The following is a 20,225-nucleotide window of genomic DNA, read 5'->3' as shown; positions in this document are numbered from 1 at the left end:
TATGAATCAAGCATTTCGACTGCAGGCGGGGTAAACCCGCCCGTACTTTTTCTAATGCTTCATCCCGCTCTTGGTTTCGTAGGTTATTCCGAGTTTCAGCTCGATTATCCGCGCCCAGGCGTACAGCACCGGAATTACGATCAATACCAGCACGGTGCTTGAAAGCAACCCGCCGATAAGCGGCACGCAAATCGGTTTCATCACTTCGCTGCCCGTTCCGTGCGAGTACATTATCGGGAAGAGCGCGATGACCGACGTCGCCACCGTCATCAGCTTGGGGCGCAGCCGCAGCGCCGCGCCCTCGTACGCGGCCTTGAATATCAGCGCGGGCGTCATCACGCCGCCGTTCTGGTCGCGCACGCGCAAAAACGCTTCCTCCAGGTAGACGACCATCAGGACGCCGGTCGATACCGCCAGCCCGAACAGAGCGATGAATCCCACCCACACCGCGACGCTTATGTTCATGTTGTGCCAGGCCAACAGCCACACTCCGCCGATGAACGCGAAAGGTACCGACAGCATCACGATCATCGTGTCCGTGAAGTTGCCGAAAGTGAAATACAGAAGCACGAAAATTATGACGAGCGCGAACGGAAGGATTATCGCAAGCCGCGCCCGCGCGCGCACCAGGTTTTCCCACTGGCCGGAAAGCCGGTAGTAGTAGCCTTCCGGCAGTTCCAGGTTTTCGGACAGCGCTTTGTCCAGCGCGTTCACGGTGCTACCCATGTCGCGGCCGCGGATGTTCAGGTAAACGAGCGAGCGCAACATGCCGTTCTCGCTCGACACCATCGGCGGCCCGTCTTCGTAGTAGACGTCGGCAACCATCCGCAGCGGAATCTGCCCGCCGTCCATCGTCGGTACGAGCGTGTCCATAATCCGGTCGGTGTTGTCGCGGAAATCGCGCGCGTACCTGACGCGGATACCATAGCGCTCGCGGCCTTCCACCGTGGTCGTCTGCGCCATCCCTCCGAGCACGCTGTCAATCACCATCTGCACGTCGCCGACGTTCAGTCCGTAGCGCGCCGCCTTTTCGCGGTCGGGCTTGATGTTGATGTACCGTCCGCCCATGACGCGCTCGGCGAACACGTCCACCGCGCCGTTGACGCCCTTCGCGATTTTTTCGGCTTCCAGAGACAGGCGCGCCAGGGTGTCCAGGTCGTTTCCGTAGATTTTTATCCCGACATCGGTGCGCACGCCCGTCGCGAGCATCTGGATGCGGTTGATGATGGGCATCGTCCAGCCGTTCTGCAGGCCGGGCACTTTAAGCATCGCGTCCAGCTCGCTGCGGATGTCGTTTATCGTCTTGCCCTTCGGCCAGGTTTCCTCTGGCGTGAACTGGACAAACGTTTCGATCATGTTCATCGGCGCGGGGTCGGTTGCGGTCTCCGCGCGTCCGTCCTTGCCGAGTACCCGCGCGACCTGCGGATGCTGCATCATTATTTTGTCCGTGAGCTGCAAAAGCCGCTTTGCTTCTGTCGTCGTTATTCCGGGCATAGTAACCGGCATGTAAACAAGCTCGCCCTCGTTAAGATTCGGCATGAATTCGGTGCCGAGCTTTTTGTAAATCGGGTATGTGAGGGCGACGATCGCGAACGATGCCGCGATTACGAGCCAGCCGAACTTGAGAGCGCCGCGGACGAGGGGCGCGTAAAGCCAGTCGAAGAACCGCGTTATCGGATTCGCGCTGTCGGGACGCGCGCGCCGCCCCATAATGAATGTGAGCAGCACCGGCTTGAATGTGATTGCCAGAAACGCGGATGCAAGCATCAGCCCGCTTTTGGTGAGCGCCAGCGGAATGAACAGCTTTCCTTCCTGGCCGGTAAGGAGAAACACAGGAACGAAGCTTGTAAGCACGATGAGCGGCGTGAAGAGCAACGCCTTTCTTATCTGAATGCACGCGCCTCGAACCGCCTCGAATTTCTCCTTGTAGGTGAGAGTTCTTTTCCCGCCGTCGGACGCGTTCACGATCCACCTGTGCGCGTTTTCGACAAGCACGATTCCGTCGTCCACGATCACGCCTATAGTTATCGCGATGCCCATCAGGCTCATTATGTTCGCGTTCAGCCCGAACTGGCGGAGCACGATGAATCCCGCCAGCACCGCGAGCGGCATCGCGATAGTTATCACCAGGCTCCCGCGCCAGTCGAGAAGGAATACAAGTACGACGATTATGACGACGATTATTTCCTCGAACAGCGTGTGTTTGAGGTGGTCTATCGCCTTTTCGATGAGCGCGCTGCGGTCGTGCACGATCTCGATGGACATGCCTTCGGGCAGGCCGCGCTCGACTTCCTTGATTTTCTCCTTGACGCGGTCTATGACGGCCTTCGCGTTTTCGCCGAAACGCATCACGATAATTCCGCCGACGACCTCCTCCTCCCCGTTCAACTCCAGAAGACCGCGGCGCATGTCCGTGCCGAGCTGCACCTTCGCCACGTGCTTTACGAGCACCGGCACGCCGGTCATGGTCGCTTTGATTACTATGTTGCCGATGTCCTCGATGGATTCCACGTATCCGCGGCCGCGGATGTAGTACTCCTGGTCGCTTTGCTCGAGAACGCGAGCGCCGACTTCGCCGTTGCCCATCTTGATCGCGTTGACGACGTCGCTTGAAGTCACGCCGTACTTTCGCAGCAGGTCGGGGTCGAGATCCACCTGGTATTCGCGCACGAATCCGCCCACGCTTGCGCACTCGCTGACGCCGTCCACCGCCGCCAATTGATATCGGATGTAGTAGTCCTGGATGCTGCGCAAGTCGGCGAGCGATTTTCCTTCGCCCTTGATTATGTACCACAAAACGTGTCCTACGCCGGTACCGTCCGGGCCGAGCTGCGGCGTCACCCCGGGGGGGATAAGTCCCTGCGAGCTGGCGAGCCTTTCCAGAACGCGGCTTCGCGCCCAGTAGATGTCCACGCTGTCGTCGAAGATTACGTAAATCAGGCTGAATCCGTAAAAGCTCTGGCCGCGCACGTCCTTGACATGCGGCAGCCCCATCATCGCGGTTTCGAGCGGGTAGGTGACCTGGTCTTCGACAGTCAGCGGCGCCTGGCCCGCCCATGGCGTATAAATGATTACCTGATTGTCCGACAGGTCGGGCAGCGCGTCCACAGGCGTTTCGCGCAACGTAATCACGCCCCAGACGAAAAGCGCGACGGCGGCCAGGATCACGATGAACCTGTTCTTAAGGCAGTATTCGAGTACGCTTTCGATCATCGGATGTCGCTTGCAAAACGAATGCGGAATTCGCGGCTAATGCACGTGCCCGGGCGGATTATCTCCCCCCCCGTCTTTTTCTGACGGCCCGCCGGCCTCCGCCGCCGAGTCCGCGGCCGCGCCCACGTTCATCAGCTCGGCCTCGCTGTCGATGAGGAACACCGCGCCCGAAAGCACCGACTGGCCCTTTCGCAGCCCGTCCAGCACCTCGATCCACTCGCCGTTGTCGCCCAAAATACGGCCCGCCTTGATCTCTTTCGCGACGTAAGTGCCAGGCTCGTCCACGGTGGGTATCCACACCTTGGCGCCTTTGCCGCTCCACAGAACGCTGTCGCGCGGCACGACGAGCACTTTTTCGGACGTGCGCTTTTTGATTTTTCCTTCGACGAACATTCCGGGGCGAAGCGCGAGGCCGGGATTGTTGACTTCGGCGCGCACCATCAGCGTGCGCGATTCGCCCATCACTTCGGGAAGAAGCAGCGTAACCGGGCCGTTCAGTTTCACTTCCCCGCCGAGGCCGGTCGCGGTCAGCTCCACGCGGTCGCCCACGGCGACCCTGGGGATGTCCTGTTCGTAGACGTTAAGCTCCACCCAGATCGGCGAAAGGTTCGCGACTTCCAGGATTTCCCCCCCCTCCATCATGTACATCCCCTGGGTAGCCATCAGCCGCATCACGATTCCGCCGGCGCGCGCGTAAACCGTAACTTTATCCACGACGGTTCCGTCCGATTCTAGTTTCGCAATCTGCTTGTCGGTCATTCCCATAAGCGACAGCTTGCGCCGCCCGCTTTCGATAAGCTTGTCGGTGTTGCTGCCCAGGCTTTGGTTGCCGCTTTCCGCGAGCTTCTTTTTGGCGCGCACCGATACAAGGAACTCCTGCTGCGCCTCGACCAGCATCGGCGAATAAACGTCGATCAGCGGCGCGCCCTTTTTCAGGTAGACGCCGGTTTCCTGAACGTAGAATTTTTCGATGCGCCCCTCGACCCAGGTCGTCAGCACCTGGAAACCGGTTTCCGGAGCTACGGCGGTTCCGTAGGTCTTGATTTCGGGCGAAATCGTGATCTCTTCAACGCGGGAAACCTGCGCGTTGGACGTCAGCCGGTCTATGGGCGAGAGCGACACCTTGGCCACGCCGCTCTTGACGGCTTCCTGCATCTTCTTTGCGTCTTCGCCGGACACCTTGATAAGCTCCATCCCGCAGATGGGGCAAGTTCCGGGCTTGTCGCTGGTTATCCAAGGATGCATGGAGTCTATGTAAATGAAATCGCCCGACTCCCCCCCTCCTTCGCCGGAAGCAGGCATTACATAACCCGCCTCAAGCAGGCGATCAATCTGGCCGCGCTGAAAGTAGGCGAGATACGCCAGGATGACGATGCACCCGAAAAGAAAAACAAGTACGCCCAGATTGACTCTGACCATGATTGACCCTCGCGGCGATGCGCGCGGGCGCGGAGCGTTCCGCGCCCGCGTCAATGCTTAATGGTGATGCGCGTGCCCTTCGTCTTCTTCGTTTTCCTGGTAATCGAGAATCATTTCCTTCGCTTCGGCGAACGATATCACCTTGCTTCCCTTGGATTCGGCGAATTTCCTCGCCTTATCCTTTTCCGCGAACGCGGCCAGGTATGGCGGCATCGAAAACTTCAGCGCTTCTAGGGGCACGTAAAACGCCTTGTCCGCTTTTACCATTTTTTCCACGGCGCCGAGCGTGGAGTAGTCAAGAACGAGCGCCTTTTCAAAAGCGATCTTTTCGTTCTTGGCATAGTCTATCCAGCATTCGAGGCTGACGAAATCCACTTCGTCGTCCTCGCCGGCGATATAACGCACAAGCGTGGGCGTCTTTTCTGTGCTCATCGAGCACATCGGGCACTCGTCGTTCGCGACCTCGCGCGCTTGCGCGGAAGTTTCGGAGCTTGCCATTTCGGCCGACGCGACTTGCGAGCCTCCGTCGCCGCAGCAGCCTCCGCCGTCCATCCCGCATCCGTCGTCGCCGCTCGAGGCCGCAGCGTCGCCGTGCATCTCGCAATCGTCGCCGGACGCAGCCGCTGACGGTCCGTTTTGCGTTTCAGGAGATACGCGAGCAAATCCCGCGATCGCCATTTGAATCGCGAGGAGCCCCGCGACTATCAAAACTGCGTAAAACTTCGCCTTTTGCATTTCATTTCCTCCGTTGGGGTATATCCCGAAAACAGGCCTAGTGATGATGCCCCCCGCGGCCCGCATTCTTTTCTTCCTGTTCGTACTTGAAAACTTCAATCTGCACATCCCCGAAGCCCACGGCCTTGCTGTTGTGCTCCTTGGCGAACGCTTCGGCCTTGGCGAGATCCGAGAACGCTGCGAAGTACGGCGGCATCGAATATCTCAACGAGTCCAGTTGAACATAGAACATCGCGGAAACTGGCTCGAACCGCTCTTCCTTGCCGAGCGTGTCGTAGTCTACGATTTGCGCGGATTCGGGCGGCAGCTTGTTTTCCTCGGCGTATTCAAGCCAGCATTCCATGCTCGCAAAGTAGGTTTCTTTGCCCTCCGGGCCGTACTTGACAAGGGTCGGCGTTTTCAGCGTGCTCATCGAGCACATGGGGCATTTTTCGTTGGTCACCTGGCGATTTTTGGAAGCTGCGGGCGCAGCGAATCCTTTTTCCGGCGACTTGGCAGTTTCCCCATGCTCGTGTTCATGTCCGTCGCCGGATTCGGCGGCTTCGCCGTGCATCGGCTTTTCGGATTTAACCAATTCGACCGCGCCATTGAAATCCAAAACTTCCGATGCTTCCAGGTTGGCGGTCTCCGCGGCTTTCGCCTTGTCGCTGAAAGCCGCGAAAAACGGAGGCATCGAGCCGCGCATCAGCTTGACTTTGACAAAATTGGCGTCCGTGACCTTCATCATTTTTTCTTCCGCGCCCGAGGAAAGGTCAAGCACTTCGGCGTCGGTCAGGGTTTTGCCGTTTTCCTCCGCATAGGCCACCCAGCACGCGAGGCTGTCGAACATCCCGTCCGCCGTTTTGATCCGAGCGTTGCTGGCCAAAGCGTCCATTCCGCAATGCGGGCAGGAGGCCTTCTCTCCTTCCGCGCCGAGAATCGTTTGGTTGTCCGCGGTCGCGGCAGGCGGCGTGCCGGACTGCGCGCCTGTGTCGCCGCCGTTTTCCGTGCCGGATTCGGGACAACCGGCTAGAATCGCCGCAAACACAATCATTGACATCAAAACAAAAATGCGCATCATTCGAAACAACTCCTTTGCAAATTGGTGATAGAAACGGACCGGCGCGTCATCGCCGGATTCCCAGAAATACTCCCGCTACGAACGCGGCCGCCATAATGAATACAATGGCGAACGCGAGGATTTTCAACTGTCTGTCGGTAAGTGCAGCCATCAAAGCATCCCCTGTTCCAGCAGCCAATCACGTACGTATTTCTTCATTTCTTCGAAATCGGCGATTTTTCCGCCGAGGTCGCCCATCGCGGACTCCGCCGCGTCTTTCGTGGAGAAAGCAGCGACTCCGGGCGGCATCGAGCCGGGCGGGACGCCGTCGATACCAATCAGGTACACCGCGTCCTCTGCCGGGACCAGCTTCCTGTCAGCCGGTTCCTTGCGAAAAGTCGAGTAGTCGAGCACCTCGACAGCATGGGGCTTGTTTTTTTCGGCATATTGAAAAAAGCAAGCAAGCGAGACGAAGCCGACCCATCCGGAATCGAAGTGCGCCGCGACCATGCTGGACGACTTTTCCGGCGCCATCCCGCAGATAGGATCACCGCCGCCGGGGAAAGAAGCGAGCCGTGCGGAATACGAGCCGTCGTCCGCGGCGGGCGCTTTCATATCGGAAGTCTTCGCCGTTCCCGCCGGCGGTGGATTCGCCATCGCTTCGGCGGTTTTGTCGTTGCCCGCCGCCTTCGCCGCAGCTTCCGACGGGTTCGAATAGCCCGGATAAGGCGCCATCAACTTGGTGAAGAGCCATGCGATTACGCCAAGCGCCATAAGCGCGAAAAGCACGCCGACGAATCCCTGACCGGCGGTGCCGGATTCGACCTCGCGCGGAATCGGATGCGGCGCGTGCATGTCTTCCGCTCCCGAATCCGCGGCTGATTTCTTGTTATCCGTCATTCCGTATCGTCAACCTCCTCACGATTCGGCGCCATGGCATCCGCCACCGCGCCCAGCGTGATGTAATAAAGCTTCGAGCGCGCCCGCGCCCTTTCGACCAGCGCCAACCTGTGCTCCGTTTCGTAATCCACCAGATCGATCTGCGTCATTAACAAATCCGCGAACATCGCCTTGCCGACTTGATAGCCCGCAAGCGTAGCGTCGAACGAGGTTTCGGCAAGAGGAATCAGCTCGTTTTTGTACCGGTCTATCCGCGCGCCGATAAGCCGCAGCCTGGCAAGCTCCGCGCCGCCGTCGCGCCTGATGCGGTTCAGCAATGCCTGCTCTTTTAAAGGAACTTGCTCGCGCATCGCGGCCGCTTCCTTGAACGCCGCGTCCTGCTTGTCGCGCTGGTATATGGGCAGATTGAACATGACTCCCAAAGAAAACATGTCGGCGAAATTCTGGCGGAATCCGTATCCAGCTTCGATCGTGTAATCGGGGTGGTAGTTTTTTTCCGCCAGCTTTTCCTTTTCGGCAAGCTGCGCGTCCCATACCGTCAACCAGGCAAGCTCCGGGTGAAGCTTGTAAGCTTCGAACCACAGCGATTCCGCGTCGGCATCGGCGGCAAACGCATCGCCCTCCGCCGCCTCAAGCTCCAATTCGAGCTCGCCATCCGGAATCCCGATCATTCCGGCAAGCTTTGCGGTCATCGTCCCGCGCATCTCTTCCATCTCCGCGCGCATCGCATCCACCATCGAGATCATCTTCTGAGTGGAAAGCACGTCGCTCATCGGCGCCAAGCCCAATTCGTAACGCGCGCGAGCGATTTCGAGCATTATTTCAAGCAGAGCCTTGCGCTTGTCCAGCATTTCGATGTTGACGGCGTTCGCAAGCAAGTCGTAGTACATGTCTATTACGTCGCCCGACATGTTGTATTCCGCTTCCTTCACCGCGATTTCCGCAAGCTTCACGTCGTAGCCCGCGATCTTTTTCATCGAAGATCGCTTGCCGTAGCTCATGAAGCTCTGCTGGAATTTGAGCTCCTGCATGGTCATCGGCTCCATCTGTTCCCACGGCCACTGGACCATCATGTTTCCCAGCATCAAACCGACCATCGGGTCCATATACGCCCCCATCTGCCGCGCCTGCTCTTCCATCACGGCCACGTCGCTGCGCATAAGCGCGAGCTCCGGATTTTTGGCGACGGTCATCGCCATCAACTTGCCGAGCGGTGAGGGAATGTAAACGCCGGACGGATCCGAAACCAGAAAGCCCGGCCTCTCCAGGATTTCGCGAACGCGGCCGCGCGCTTCTTCTTCAAGCGCGGCCAGCTTGCCCACGGGCGCGCCCTGTCCCGAAAACGCGTTTCGAATCTCCCGGCCGGCTCTCTCGATCCTGACCGCTTCGCCCGCTACAGCCGGACGCGCGCAAAGAGCCGCCGAATAGACGGCTGCAAACGCGCAAATGGCCGTCATAAGCGCGCGACGCTTCGTGCGAAAGCCCGGTTTTCCTCCGAATGGAGCCAAAGCGGAGGCATTTTACTAGATTGCTTAGTAGTTTGTCAAGAGGTTGGAGCCCTGTTGAAAAAAAAATTTATTTTCCAGAACTATAGCCGATTTTGTTGCTATGCGCCATAGTTTCAGGGTATATTCATTTGGCCGTTAATTCTATGGCGGCTAGTAATTGAGGTGATCGGATTGAACGACCTTGGGCCATTGCAAGGCAAGATAATGGAAGTGCTCTGGCGGATGCGCAGGGGCAGCGTCCAGGCCGTGCTTGACGAAATAAACAAGGAGCGCGCCGAGCCGCTGGCATATACAACGGTGCTGACCGTTATGAGCCAGCTATGGGAGCGCGGAATGCTGTCGCGCAGAAAAAACGGCCGCTCATATATATACAGGCCGACTTCCGACAAACGGGGGTATAAAGTGGAGCGGATCAGGAACTTTTTCGTCTCACTCTTCGGTACGGAAGAGAAGGTGGTGGCAAGCCACCTCCTCGATGCCTTGGAGGACGAGGATCCGTCCCGGATCGACGAGCTGGTCCGCGAGCTCAAGGAACGGAAGTACATTTAGTGTTCGAGCAGGCTTTAAAGATCGCAGCGCTTTTCTTTCTGGTTCAGGCGATTCTCGTTTACATCGCATCGGCTTCGGTCGAGCGTCTACTTGCGGGGATCGCGCCGCCGGGACGCGCGCGTTTTGCGTTTTTCTCGCTCATCGCCGCGGTATTGGCCGCTGCCGGATTCACAACGCTTATGGCTGCGCTTGCCCGCACCGGCGCGATCGGGATGGTCACGCCCTATTTTCACGGATTGATGCACGGCGGCGGGGAGCTTGCCATCCTTCTTTCCGGCACTGCGGGTATGGCGCTTTCGCTTTTGACCAGCTATCTGTTCGTGCGGGGCGGCGGCGCGGGAATCCGCGGGGCGCGTCCTGCCGAGAATTATTGCGGCCTGCCCGTCGCAACAACTGCAGTCATCAGGGGAGCCGCGCTCGTCGGCGCAATCCGGCCTTTTATAGCCGTATCCGATTCGCTTGCGGGGGAATCGCGCGATATCGCACTCGCGCATGAGCATGCTCATTATATTTTGGGGCACAATTGGATGAAGCTGGGAATGCGGGCGCTGCTTCGACTGAACATGATGAATCTGCCGCTTCACCGGCTCGCGCGCGTATTTCCGCTTTTGTGCGAGTACGAATGCGACGCCGCGGTTGCGAAATCCGTCGGCGAGGAAGCCTACAAAATCGGGCTGACGGAATTGTGTGCCGGCGAGATTGATTCCGCATTCCAGGGGGAGCGACTGGCCGCACTGGGAGTTTGCCCAACTCCCGCTGCAAACAAAGGCTTTGGCACGCTTGCGCTGTCATACGGAATCGCCTTCGCAGCCGTGCTGATTCCGGTGGCAGCAATGCTCGTCGCGTCGGTGCCGCGCTGCGCCGTGATTTGCTTCCTGGGATATTAAATCCAATCATCGGCGTTTTCGGCGATCCGGGCGCGCGCCTGCGGTTCGGGTTCGACCGAACGGCCGATTTCCTTAACAAACGTGGCGTTTTTGCGCTCGCTCAACCGGCTAAATCCTACCATTTGAGTATGAATCCAAAATGAACCGATATTTTGCCCTTCCGAAATTTCGCCGAGACGGGCGGGAATTCTTCCCCTCGAATGCATTCAAAAGCCCCGAAAACCCGCTCCGGCATTGACCATTTGCGTCCCGTCCACCGTATCGCCTGCGCGTTTTTCCGCCAACTGGACTCCAAACATATAATTCCGACTGGATATGTACAATATGCTGGATTCCCCGGTATAAGGTTTGTGGATACCAGCGGGTGTCCAATTTGAAAACCGAGTTCCGTTTGCTGGGCGGGAAGGAGCGCCGGGCGCAAGCCCAAATCTCCAAGTCGAAGCGCTCCTCCCCGCTCTTCCCGTATTTCGAGCGGAATCGCTTGAAAAACAACCAAGATGCACATCGAACTAGACAAAACGCAGAGCAGGTCGCTTTACCGGCAAATCCGGGACCAGATCCGCCGTATGGTGGACGAGGGTACCCTGAAGGCCGGCACCCGGCTGCCCGGAACCCGGGAGCTTGCGGACCAGCTCGGCGTTTCCCGAAAGACCGTACTCACGGCTTACACGGAGCTGGAAGCCGAAGCATATATAGAGACGAGGCCGCAGAGCGGGACATACGTCCGCAACCGCGGCACTTTGGCGACGCACGGCGTGGGCGCAAGCTCCCAGCCCGAAGTCCCGAACGGCGTGGCGTTGATGGATTGGTCGCCTTACGCGGTTCCGGGCGACTTTTTCGCCATGCCGCCTCGCGAGCGCAGGAACGGCGACGACGCGCCCGTAAGCTTCACAAAGGCGCTGCCGGACGACAGGCTGTTTCCGTTCGAGCAGATAAAGCAGATCACTTCAACCCTCCTTTGGTATCCGAAAGAGTTCTTTTTCAATTACGGCAATCCCCAGGGCTACCAGCCGCTAGTCGAATATATCGAGCAGCAGATGGCGCTCGAGGGCGTCGTGATGAAGGAGGGCGCGCCGGGCACGAACCATGTGATAATCACGAACGGCTTCCAAAACGCGCTTAACCTTTTAACCGGAATGCTAATCCGGAACGGCGAGACCGTCGTCGTGGAGAATCCCACTTACGCCGGCATTCTGAACCTGCTCATCGGCAAGCGTATCAAATACGTCGGCGTTCCCGTGGACGAAAACGGAATGATGGTGAGCAAGCTCGCCGCGATTCTGAAGGAAGAGCGCGTCGGGATGATCGTGACGATACCGACCTATCACAACCCGACGGGCACGACAATGTCGCTCGAACGCAGACACGCTCTGTTGAAGCTGGCCGAGCAATACTCGGTTCCGGTAATCGAGGACGCGCACGCAAACCGGCTTCGCTACGGCGGCGAGGTAATGCCCACGCTCAAGGCGCTGGACAGAGGCGGACACGTGATCCAGGTCGGCAGCTTCTCGAAAACTCTTCTTCCGGGATTGCGGCTCGGCTGGATGACGCTGCCGGAGGATGCGGCCGTCCACGCTTTTCATTTGAAGCGTGCATGCGACAAGAGCGACAGCTTTTTCCTCCAGGTGATCCTGCACGAGTTCATCAAGAAGGGACACTTCGAGAACCATATCAAGCGCACGGCGCGCATCTACCGCGCCAGGCGCGACGCGATGCTGGCCGCGATGGAGCGGCACTTCCCGGACTGCGTCAGCTGGAACGCGCCCGACGGCGGCCTGTCGCTTTGGGTAAAGCTCCCCCCCCGCTGGAAGAGCCTTCCCGTTTTCGTGATGGCGCGCGAGCGCGGCGTGGAATTCGCGGTGGCAAACTTTTTCTGGAGCGGGAAGGAAGACGCGAACGGTTTCCGCTTGAGTTTTTCCCAAGTTGACGAATCGGAGATCGAGAAGGGTATCGAAAGGCTCGGCTCGGTCTTGAACGATATAGCCGCGCGCCCCGCCGTACTGAACGGCGCATACGGGCGCGACGGCGAACTTTAGCTGCGGAGGTCTGCTGAGATGATTCTCAGATTGTTTTTGATTGCGGTTGCTGCTGTGTTTTTCCTAACCTCCTGCGGAGGGGGGGGCGGCGCGCCGGTTCCGAATCCGGGCGGCGATCCGCCGGCAGTGGATCCCCCGGTCGTCAATCCCCCGGTGGTCAATCCCCCCGCCGGAACGACCGGAGCCATCGAGGGCGTGCTCGACGTCAACGGAATCCCGGTGAGCGACGAGTCGGGAGCGCCGGCCGACGTCACCCGCGCCACGCTTAAAGTGATCGATCCCAGCGAGGAAATCGGATTCATCGCGGCCACCAATCCGGGGGCAACCGGCCAGTTCGCTGTCGGCAATCTCCAGCCCAGCAAGGTCAACTATCTTAATGTCAACTTCGCAACTCCGGTGGATTTGAAAGGCACGGGAGCGGTCGCGACGCCGATTGCGGTCAACATTCCGGTACAGATCGCGGCAAGCGCCAAAACTTCGCTGGACGTTTCGGTGAAACTCTGGGGAATCGCCGGAACTGCGTCGCTTCGCAAACCTTCCTCGGACGATTCGGGCAAGGTCGAAATCGAATACCACTATTCCGGGCCGGACGGCGAGCGCACCGTAAGGTACGTTATCGATTTCAGAATGAACACGACGACGTTCGACGCGAATCTTGACGGAAGCTTCGACGACGACTCCGGGCACGCTGACGACGACAACGACGGCATCGAGGACGAACGCGAAGAAGAGGACGAGCACCACGACGACTTTGTGGAGGTCGAGGAGAAGGGCGTAATTCAGTCCAAAACCGAAAATTCCATAACTGTAAACGGCGTTACGTTCACTCTGGACACGCGCACTTCGTACGAGGACGGCGCGTCCCGCACGGGATTGCAGCCGGGCGATCTTGTCGAGGTGAAGGGCTACACGACGCCGCTGGGAAACACCTACGCGGAAAAAGTGAAGCTCGAATCCGGCGACGACGAAGTAAGCGGTGTCGGCGGCGAAGACGGCTCGGATGATGATAGGTCGGACGACGGTTCCGATGACGATGGCTCTGACGATGGCTCTGGCGACGACGGCTCGGACGACGGCTCCGGCGATGACGGAACTGGTGACGACGGTTCCGGCGACGATTCCGGCGATGACGGATCGGATGACGGCCAAATAGACGATCCGGGTGACGATGGTTCGGGTGACGGGGATTCGGGCGACGAGCCGGAGGATCCCGAGGATCCTGAAGATCCCGGCGATGACGGCGGCGATGGCGGTTCGGAGCTTTAGGCCTGCAATTAAATAGGTATCAATCGGCCGCTGGGCCGGATACACCCCGAGTTCTGCGGGGTTACGGGAAAGCAACGGGCAGTTCTGGTTTAAGAAGGAGATTTGAGATGAAGTCGTTTGGAATTTTCAGAAGTTTGTATATGGCGGTTTTGGTTGCGGCGGCTCTGTTTGCAGTGGCGGCCTGCGGCGGCGGCGGCGGAAACTCCATCGTCCCCGGCCCGGGGAATCCGCCCGCGGATCAGACGCAGTACGGCACGGTTCAGGGCAAGCTCACGGATGCGGGCCTTGCATTCCGCGGCACCAGCCAGGCGGAAGATCCCGCTCCCTTGTCGGGTGTGATCGTCCAGCTTGTAGAGAAGCTCACCGGACGGGTCATCGGCGAAACGTTGACCGACGCGAACGGCGAGTTCAAGTTCGAGATGGTTCCCGCGGGCGAGCAGTATCAAGTAAAGGTGAAACTTGAGCTTGAATTCGACCTCAACGGCGACGGCACTCCCGACAAGGTCGAATTGAGCTTCGAAGTGATGGTCACGCCCGGCCAGGCGACAGAGCTGATCCAGATGCTCGGGCTTGCGGACGCGGACGGCGACGGGATTCCCGACAGCATCGACGTCGAGACCGAGCTGCGCGACGGCGACGGCGTCCATCAGGAGCGCACCCGCCACCGCCAGCGCGACGGCGAAACCCAGATTGACTCGAACGGCGATGGCACGTTCGACGATTCGGTCAGCGACGACGATGCGGACGGCATCGCCAACGAGCACGATTCCGATGACGACAACGATGGAATCAGGGACGAAGGCGACGACGATCAGAACGGAGACGGGATGGAAGACAACGTGGAGTTCGAATTGACCGGCACTATCGATGCTGTCGGCGAAGGCACGCTTACGGTTGACGGCGTTGAATATGCGTTTGACCAGAACACCCGCTTCCTGAACGATACGGGCGAGCCGGTGACGCTTGCCGAATTTCCGGCGGGAACGTTTGTCGAAATAGAGGGCTGGATTCTGGAGGACGGCTCGATGTATCTGAAAAAGGTCAAGATCGAGGACGAGTCCGAGGTTGAAGGCGGTGACGACAACGGCACCGCGTTCGAATTCAAAGGAACAATCGAGGCAGTCGGAGACGGCGCAATCACGGTGGACGGCCAGGTTTATACTTTCGACGAATTTACGAAATTCCTCAATGACTCCGGCAACCTGATAACTCTCGCCGAGCTGGCTGTTGGAATGTTCGTCGAGATCGAAGGTTGGACACTCGAAAACGGCTCGATGTACCTGAAGAAGCTCAAGATCGAGGACGAAACCGAAGACGGAATCGGCGATGACAACGGCGGCAACGGCGACGACGACGGCGAGGAAACCGGCGACGACCACGGCGGCAACGGCGGCGATGACGACGGCGAGGAAACCGGTGACGACAACGGCGGCAACGGCGGCGATGACGACGGCGAGGAAACCGGTGACGACAACGGCGGCAACGGCGACGACGACGGCGAGGAAACCGGTGACGACAACGGCGGCAACGGCGATGACGACGGCGAGGAAACCGGCGACGACAACGGCGGAAACGGCGACGACGACGGCGAGGAAACCGGTGACGACAACGGTGGCAACGGCGACGACAACGGCGGTGATGGTGAAGACGGCGAGGAAGAGGACGATAACTAAGCCGTAACTATCCGAAAACACGCCCGGCTCTTTTCAGGGTCCGGGTTTATTGAGATGCCGGGGCATTCCCAAGCCGGGGATGCCCCGCTTTTTTTTGCGCGGACACTGAACAATTAGGTTCTTAAATCGTCATTTTCAGGTTGATTTTCGGGCGGAACGGGGTATTATCCGTCCCGTCCGCATTTGCTCGGCCGGCGCAACTCCCGCCGGCCGCATTGGTTAATTTATCTCCGGCGGGACTTACATTGCCCGCCGGCGGAGCGAAAAATGATCGAGGTAGAAGGACTTTCGAAGCATTTCGGAGAAGTGAAAGCCGTGGACGGCATCACGTTCAAGGTGGGCGACGGCGAGATCGTGGGATTTCTCGGCCCGAACGGCGCTGGCAAAACCACCACGATGAAGGTGATCACCTGCTTTCATTCTCCCACGGGCGGTCGGGTCAAAGTGAACGGCTACGACGTCGAAGGCGACCCGGTCGCGGTTCGCAAAAGCATCGGCTACCTGCCGGAGAACAATCCCCTGTACCACGATATGGGCGTGCTGGATTACCTGTCCTTCATCGCGGGGATCCGGGGGATCGACCCGTCCAAAAGGAAAGCCCGGCTGGACGAAATCGTCGAGGTCACATCGCTGGGCTCGATGGCGCACAAGGACATCGGCCAGCTTTCCCGCGGCTTCCGTCAGCGCGTCGGGCTGGCGCAGGCGCTGATCCACGATCCGCCGGTGCTGATTCTGGACGAGCCTACAAGCGGCCTCGATCCTATCCAGATTCAGGAAATCCGCACGCTCATCCGGAACATAGGGCGGCAGAAGACGGTGATTTTCAGCACGCATATATTGCCGGAGGCGCAGTCCGTTTCCGACCGGATTTTGATAATAAGCGACGGCAAGCTGGCGGGCGAGGGCACTCCGGAGGAGTTGTCCGCGATGGCCGCCGGAGACGCTATAACGCACGTGTCGGTGAAGGGCGACGGGGAGAGGGCGAAGGAGCTGCTTGAAGCGGCGGCGGCGGGCGCGCGGATCGAGCCGGTACAGGGCGGGGGCGGCGCGGCTTCGTTCAGAATTACCGGAGGCGGAGAGGACGTTTGCGAGCGGATTTTCGACGCATTTTCCGGCTCCGGGCTGAAGGTGGTGGAGCTGTACCGGGAGAAGGCGAGCCTGGAAGACGTGTTCAACCGCCTCACCAGGCGGATCCAGCACGGCGGAATTGAAGGAGAGGCGTGATGCAGAATTCGATGACGATATTGCGGAAGGAGTTTCGGCAGTATTTCGATTCGCCGATCGGCTACATTTTTATCACGGTATTTCTGGTGACGGCGTCTTGGCTGTTTTTCAGGACGTTCTTTCTGGTCGAGGAAGTTACGGTGCGGCCGATGTTTTTGTTTATCCCGTGGCTGTTTCTTTTCTTCGTTCCCGCCGTGACGATGCGGTTGTGGGCGGAGGAGAAAAAGGCCGGGACGCTTGAGGTGCTGATGACGCTGCCGGTGCGGGACTGGGAGGTCGTCGCCGGCAAGTTCGGCGCGAGCCTGCTGTTTTTGGTGTTGTCGCTTGCGCTTACGTTTTCGATTCCGCTGACGGCGTATTTGCTCGCCGAAAAGAAGGATTTGGTTGACTGGGGGCCGATCCTGACGAGCTATCTCGGTGCCGTGCTTCTGGGAGCGGCGTTCCTTGCGATCGGGATTTGGGTGTCGAGCCTGACCGAAAACCAAATTGTTGCGTTTATCCTTGGCATTGCGGCCAGCTTCGTGCTGATGATTCTGGGCGAGCGGATTGTGACTGCGTTCCTGCCGGGGCTGCTCGCCCCGTGGATCGAATATCTGGGGCTGAACAAGCACTTCAACAGCATCGCGCGGGGAGTGATTGATTCCCGCGACATTGTCTATTACCTGAGCGTAATCGGCCTGTTTCTCTATCTCACCGTCCGCTCGGTCGAAAGCAGGAAGTGGAGGTAAACGGGATGAAAGGGCACGGAGCAAAACGGATGGTTATGGTTGCCGAGGTGGCGGTGGTTCTGCTCATCCTCGCACTGGTCAATTTCCTCGCGACGAGGCTGTTCGCCCGCGCGGATTTGACGAAGGACAAAATGTACACGCTTGCGCCCGCATCCCGCGAAGTGGTGCGGACGCTGCCGGACGTATTGAACGTGGGCGTTTACATTTCGAGCAAGGTTCCGGCGCAGGTGCTTCCGCTGGTGAACGACACGCGCGACCTGCTGGCCGAATACGAAGCGTACGGGAACGCGAATTTCCGCGTCAAATATTACGACCCGACGGTAGACCAGAAAGCGCTCGAACGGGCGAAGGGACTCGGCATCCAGGAAATCCAGGTGCAGGTCATCGAAAAAGAAGGATTCAACGTCCAGAAGGCCTGGCTGGGCATTTCGGTGGAGTATGGCGACAAAAAAGAAGTGATTCCGTCCGTCACCGCGGTGGACAATCTCGAATACGAGCTTACAAGCGCCATCGTCAAGGTGACGAACGAAAAGCTTCCCAAAATCGGCATACTGGAAATCCGCGGGCCCCAGATGCAGGGCCAGCAGCCCAACCGCTACAATTCGCTGCGCAGCCTGCTTTCCTCCCAGTTCGATGTGGTGTCTGTCAACTTCGACGCCGAAGAAAAAATCCCGGAAGACGTTACCGTCCTGTTTATCAGCGACACGTGGGGGATAAGCGAATTCGGAAAATATTTGATCGACCAGTTTCTGATGCGCGGCGGCAAAATCGTCTGGCTGATTGACGGGATAACCATCGGCCAGGGGCTTCAGGCGTATCCCAGCCTCCCGGGAATCGAAGAGATGATGCGCAAGTGGGGAGTGGACTTGGACCGCAGGCTGCTGCTTGACGTTCAGTGCGACCGGCCGCAGATACCCACCGGTCCGGGGATGGTGGTGATGCTTCCTTATTATCCTTGGATCAAAATTCTGGCCGCGAACATGAGCGACGATTTCCCTCCCACCGCGCAGCTTGAAGGCGCGACGTTCTACTGGGCGTCTCCTATAAAGCCGAATCCGCCGGCGGACGCGCAGTTCAAGGTGAGCACGATAATGTCCACTACCGAGGATTCCTGGTTGATGGAAAGTCCCTACAACCTCGATCCGCTTCAGTCGTGGGAAGGAACCGAGCGGAAGGAATTGGGAAGGCACAGCGTCGCCGTTTATTCGAGCGGAATTTTTCCCAGCTTCTTCGCCGGGCAGGAAGCGCCCGCGCCGGTCAAGCCTTCGGAAGGCGAGGGCGACGACCTCGTCCCGCCGGTCGAGATTCCGGAAAAAGTTGACCTTTCCATCGAAGAAGGCGCAATCGTCGCCATCGGCAACGCGCGTTTCGCCAGCGATGAGTATCTCCAGCAGGACAGAGGCGAAAACTCCATACTGCTGCTCAACATCGCGGATTTTCTGGGTTACGGCGACAAGCTTATAGGCATTCGCAGCCGCGGAACCACCACGCTCAAAATGATGCCCGGAATCAGTCCCGCCACCAGGAACGTCATCAAAACCGCGAATTTGATACTCGTTCCGCTTCTTGTAATCCTATACGGAATCGCGCGGTTTTTCATGAAACGCGCGTCGAGGGCTCGTATCGCGGCCCGTTATGCCCCGGCAGGTGATGCGAAATGAAAAGGCTGATAGTGCTGCTCGTCATTCTGTTGCTTTTGGCGGCGGCGGTGTTTGTCGTTCAAAAGCCGCGCATCGAACAGGAAAGGCGGATTCGCGAGGGCGCTTCAAGCGCGCCCAACCTGTTTCCCTCCCTCGACGTGGACAAAGTGAACAAGATTTTCATAGACGACGGAATAGACAAGCGCACGCTCGAAAAAACCGGCGACGGCTGGCTTGTGTCATCCGACGGAGCAAAATTTTTCCCCGCGGACAAGACCAAGGTGGACGAGGTTCTCGACTGCATGAAACAGGACTTGACCGAAGACAACGTCGCGTCGAGCCTCAAGGAAAAGCACGCGCAGTTCGAGGTGGACGAAAAGACCGGCACGCAGGTTGCCGTTTACGCGGGAGGCGAAGAACCGGCCGCGAAGTTCATCATCGGAAAGCAGGGCCCCGATTATTCCTCCACATTCGTCCGCAAGGACGGAGACGACCGCACGTTTTTGATCGCCCGGCAGTTGAGCGCCGTTTTCAACCGCGACTTGAACGGATGGCGCGACAAGCACGTTATGAAATTCGACCCCGCTCTCGTCACCGAAGCGTACTTCGATTTCGACGGCCAGAAGTACCGCGTGAAAAAAGAAGACAAGGGCTGGATGCTGCTCGAGCCGGAGGAGTCGCCCGCGAACGGCATCAAAATCGAAGCGGAGTTGAAATCGCTTTCCGAGCTTGAAGCGACCGGATTCGAGGACAAGCCGATTGAGGAGGCCGGGCTGTCCAAGCCCGCAAGCGAAGTGCTGCTCACGTTCGCGGACGGCACCAAGCTGCGGGCGCTTTTCGCCGCGGAAGACGCGGGATACGTGAACGCGTACATAGAGGGCAAATCCGACACGATATTCAAAATCGGCAGCGTAAGCTTCTCTCCTCTCAAGATAACCGCGCTGTCCCAGCTCAAGATGGAAGAAAAGCAAGAGGAAGCGGCGTCTTCCGAATCCGGCGGCGAGGCGGAGGGTAAATCCGCGGATTCCGAAAAAAGCGGCGCGAACGGCGGCGGCGACGCGGAAAAGCCCGGCGGGTAGGGCAGGCCGGTTTGGCCGATTTCGAATTCCCTTTCCCGCAGCCGGCAAACCGCGGCCGCGGAATTTACCCGCCTGTTGCCATTCCGCGCGCCGGCGGATTTTCTTGACACGGGCGCGCGCCGCCCGTATACTTTAATCGCGGGGTGGAGCGGTGGTAGCTCGTCGGGCTCATAACCCGAAGGTCGTGGGTTCAAATCCCACCCCCGCAACTTCGGAATCACACGCGGGATTCGGCAAGCCGCCGGAGCGTGCGGAGCGGACGGTTTTCGTCTTCCAGCCGGCTTCCGTAACCTCGAAAACGGCGAAAACCGGGGGAGGTTACACCAAAA

General features: G+C 58.8%; 15 protein-coding genes and 1 tRNA gene. 10 read left to right on the top strand and 6 right to left on the bottom strand.

What is annotated here, in order from left to right; translation table 11 throughout:
- Nucleotides 1–51 precede the first annotated feature (51 nt).
- The 6 genes from HRF49_03180 to HRF49_03155 form a co-directional block, all read right to left on the bottom strand.
- The gene (locus tag HRF49_03180) at nt 52–3,213 is read right to left on the bottom strand and encodes an efflux RND transporter permease subunit (protein MEP0813653.1); all 3,162 of its coding nucleotides are present in this window, start codon (nt 3,211–3,213) and stop codon (nt 52–54) included.
- Between the two features lie 36 nt (nt 3,214–3,249).
- Entirely contained in the window at nt 3,250–4,632 is a 1,383-nt protein-coding gene (locus HRF49_03175) for an efflux RND transporter periplasmic adaptor subunit (GenBank protein MEP0813652.1), read from the bottom strand.
- Between the two features lie 57 nt (nt 4,633–4,689).
- A complete protein-coding gene (locus tag HRF49_03170; protein ID MEP0813651.1) occupies nt 4,690–5,367 on the bottom strand; it encodes a nitrous oxide reductase accessory protein NosL in 678 nt (225 codons plus the stop codon).
- Between the two features lie 37 nt (nt 5,368–5,404).
- Nucleotides 5,405–6,427: a nitrous oxide reductase accessory protein NosL gene (locus HRF49_03165; GenBank protein ID MEP0813650.1), complete on the bottom strand. Its 1,023-nt coding sequence runs from the start codon at nt 6,425–6,427 to the stop codon at nt 5,405–5,407.
- A gap of 150 nt (nt 6,428–6,577) precedes the next feature.
- Nucleotides 6,578–7,306, bottom strand: a complete 729-nt coding sequence (locus tag HRF49_03160; GenBank protein ID MEP0813649.1) for a nitrous oxide reductase accessory protein NosL — start codon at nt 7,304–7,306, stop codon at nt 6,578–6,580.
- Nucleotides 7,303–8,763: a TolC family protein gene (locus HRF49_03155; GenBank protein ID MEP0813648.1), complete on the bottom strand. Its 1,461-nt coding sequence runs from the start codon at nt 8,761–8,763 to the stop codon at nt 7,303–7,305. Before HRF49_03155 ends, HRF49_03160 begins: the two co-directional genes overlap by 4 nt.
- A gap of 222 nt (nt 8,764–8,985) precedes the next feature.
- On the opposite strand from HRF49_03155, the gene HRF49_03150 reads away from it, so the two are divergent.
- From HRF49_03150 to HRF49_03105, 10 genes are all read left to right on the top strand, one after another.
- Nucleotides 8,986–9,363, top strand: coding sequence for a BlaI/MecI/CopY family transcriptional regulator (locus HRF49_03150; protein MEP0813647.1), 378 nt, complete (start codon nt 8,986–8,988; stop codon nt 9,361–9,363).
- Nucleotides 9,363–10,250, top strand: coding sequence for a hypothetical protein (locus HRF49_03145; protein MEP0813646.1), 888 nt, complete (start codon nt 9,363–9,365; stop codon nt 10,248–10,250). The genes HRF49_03150 and HRF49_03145 overlap by 1 nt, the downstream gene beginning before the upstream one ends.
- A gap of 497 nt (nt 10,251–10,747) precedes the next feature.
- The gene (locus HRF49_03140) at nt 10,748–12,286 is read left to right on the top strand and encodes a PLP-dependent aminotransferase family protein (protein MEP0813645.1); all 1,539 of its coding nucleotides are present in this window, start codon (nt 10,748–10,750) and stop codon (nt 12,284–12,286) included.
- Nucleotides 12,287–12,304: 18 nt separating this feature from the next.
- Entirely contained in the window at nt 12,305–13,552 is a 1,248-nt protein-coding gene (locus HRF49_03135) for a hypothetical protein (GenBank protein ID MEP0813644.1), read from the top strand.
- A 107-nt stretch (nt 13,553–13,659) separates the two neighbouring features.
- Nucleotides 13,660–15,225, top strand: coding sequence for a carboxypeptidase regulatory-like domain-containing protein (locus HRF49_03130; GenBank protein ID MEP0813643.1), 1,566 nt, complete (start codon nt 13,660–13,662; stop codon nt 15,223–15,225).
- A 267-nt stretch (nt 15,226–15,492) separates the two neighbouring features.
- Nucleotides 15,493–16,449 (top strand): ATP-binding cassette domain-containing protein, encoded by a 957-nt coding sequence (locus HRF49_03125; GenBank protein ID MEP0813642.1) that lies wholly within the window; start codon nt 15,493–15,495, stop codon nt 16,447–16,449.
- Nucleotides 16,449–17,177 (top strand): ABC transporter permease subunit, encoded by a 729-nt coding sequence (locus HRF49_03120; protein ID MEP0813641.1) that lies wholly within the window; start codon nt 16,449–16,451, stop codon nt 17,175–17,177. Before HRF49_03125 ends, HRF49_03120 begins: the two co-directional genes overlap by 1 nt.
- Before the next feature lie 5 nt (nt 17,178–17,182).
- Entirely contained in the window at nt 17,183–18,838 is a 1,656-nt protein-coding gene (locus tag HRF49_03115; protein MEP0813640.1) for a GldG family protein, read from the top strand.
- A complete protein-coding gene (locus tag HRF49_03110) occupies nt 18,835–19,896 on the top strand; it encodes a DUF4340 domain-containing protein (protein MEP0813639.1) in 1,062 nt (353 codons plus the stop codon). Before HRF49_03115 ends, HRF49_03110 begins: the two co-directional genes overlap by 4 nt.
- A 137-nt stretch (nt 19,897–20,033) precedes the next feature.
- Nucleotides 20,034–20,105, top strand: a tRNA-Met gene (locus tag HRF49_03105).
- Nucleotides 20,106–20,225: the final 120 nt, after the last annotated feature.

This window comes from bacterium (genome assembly GCA_039961635.1).
Classification (GTDB): domain Bacteria; phylum 4484-113; class 4484-113; order JAGGVC01; family JAGGVC01; genus JABRWB01.
Note: the sequence above shows the minus strand (reverse complement) of the source record. Positions and strands in the feature narration are given on the sequence as shown.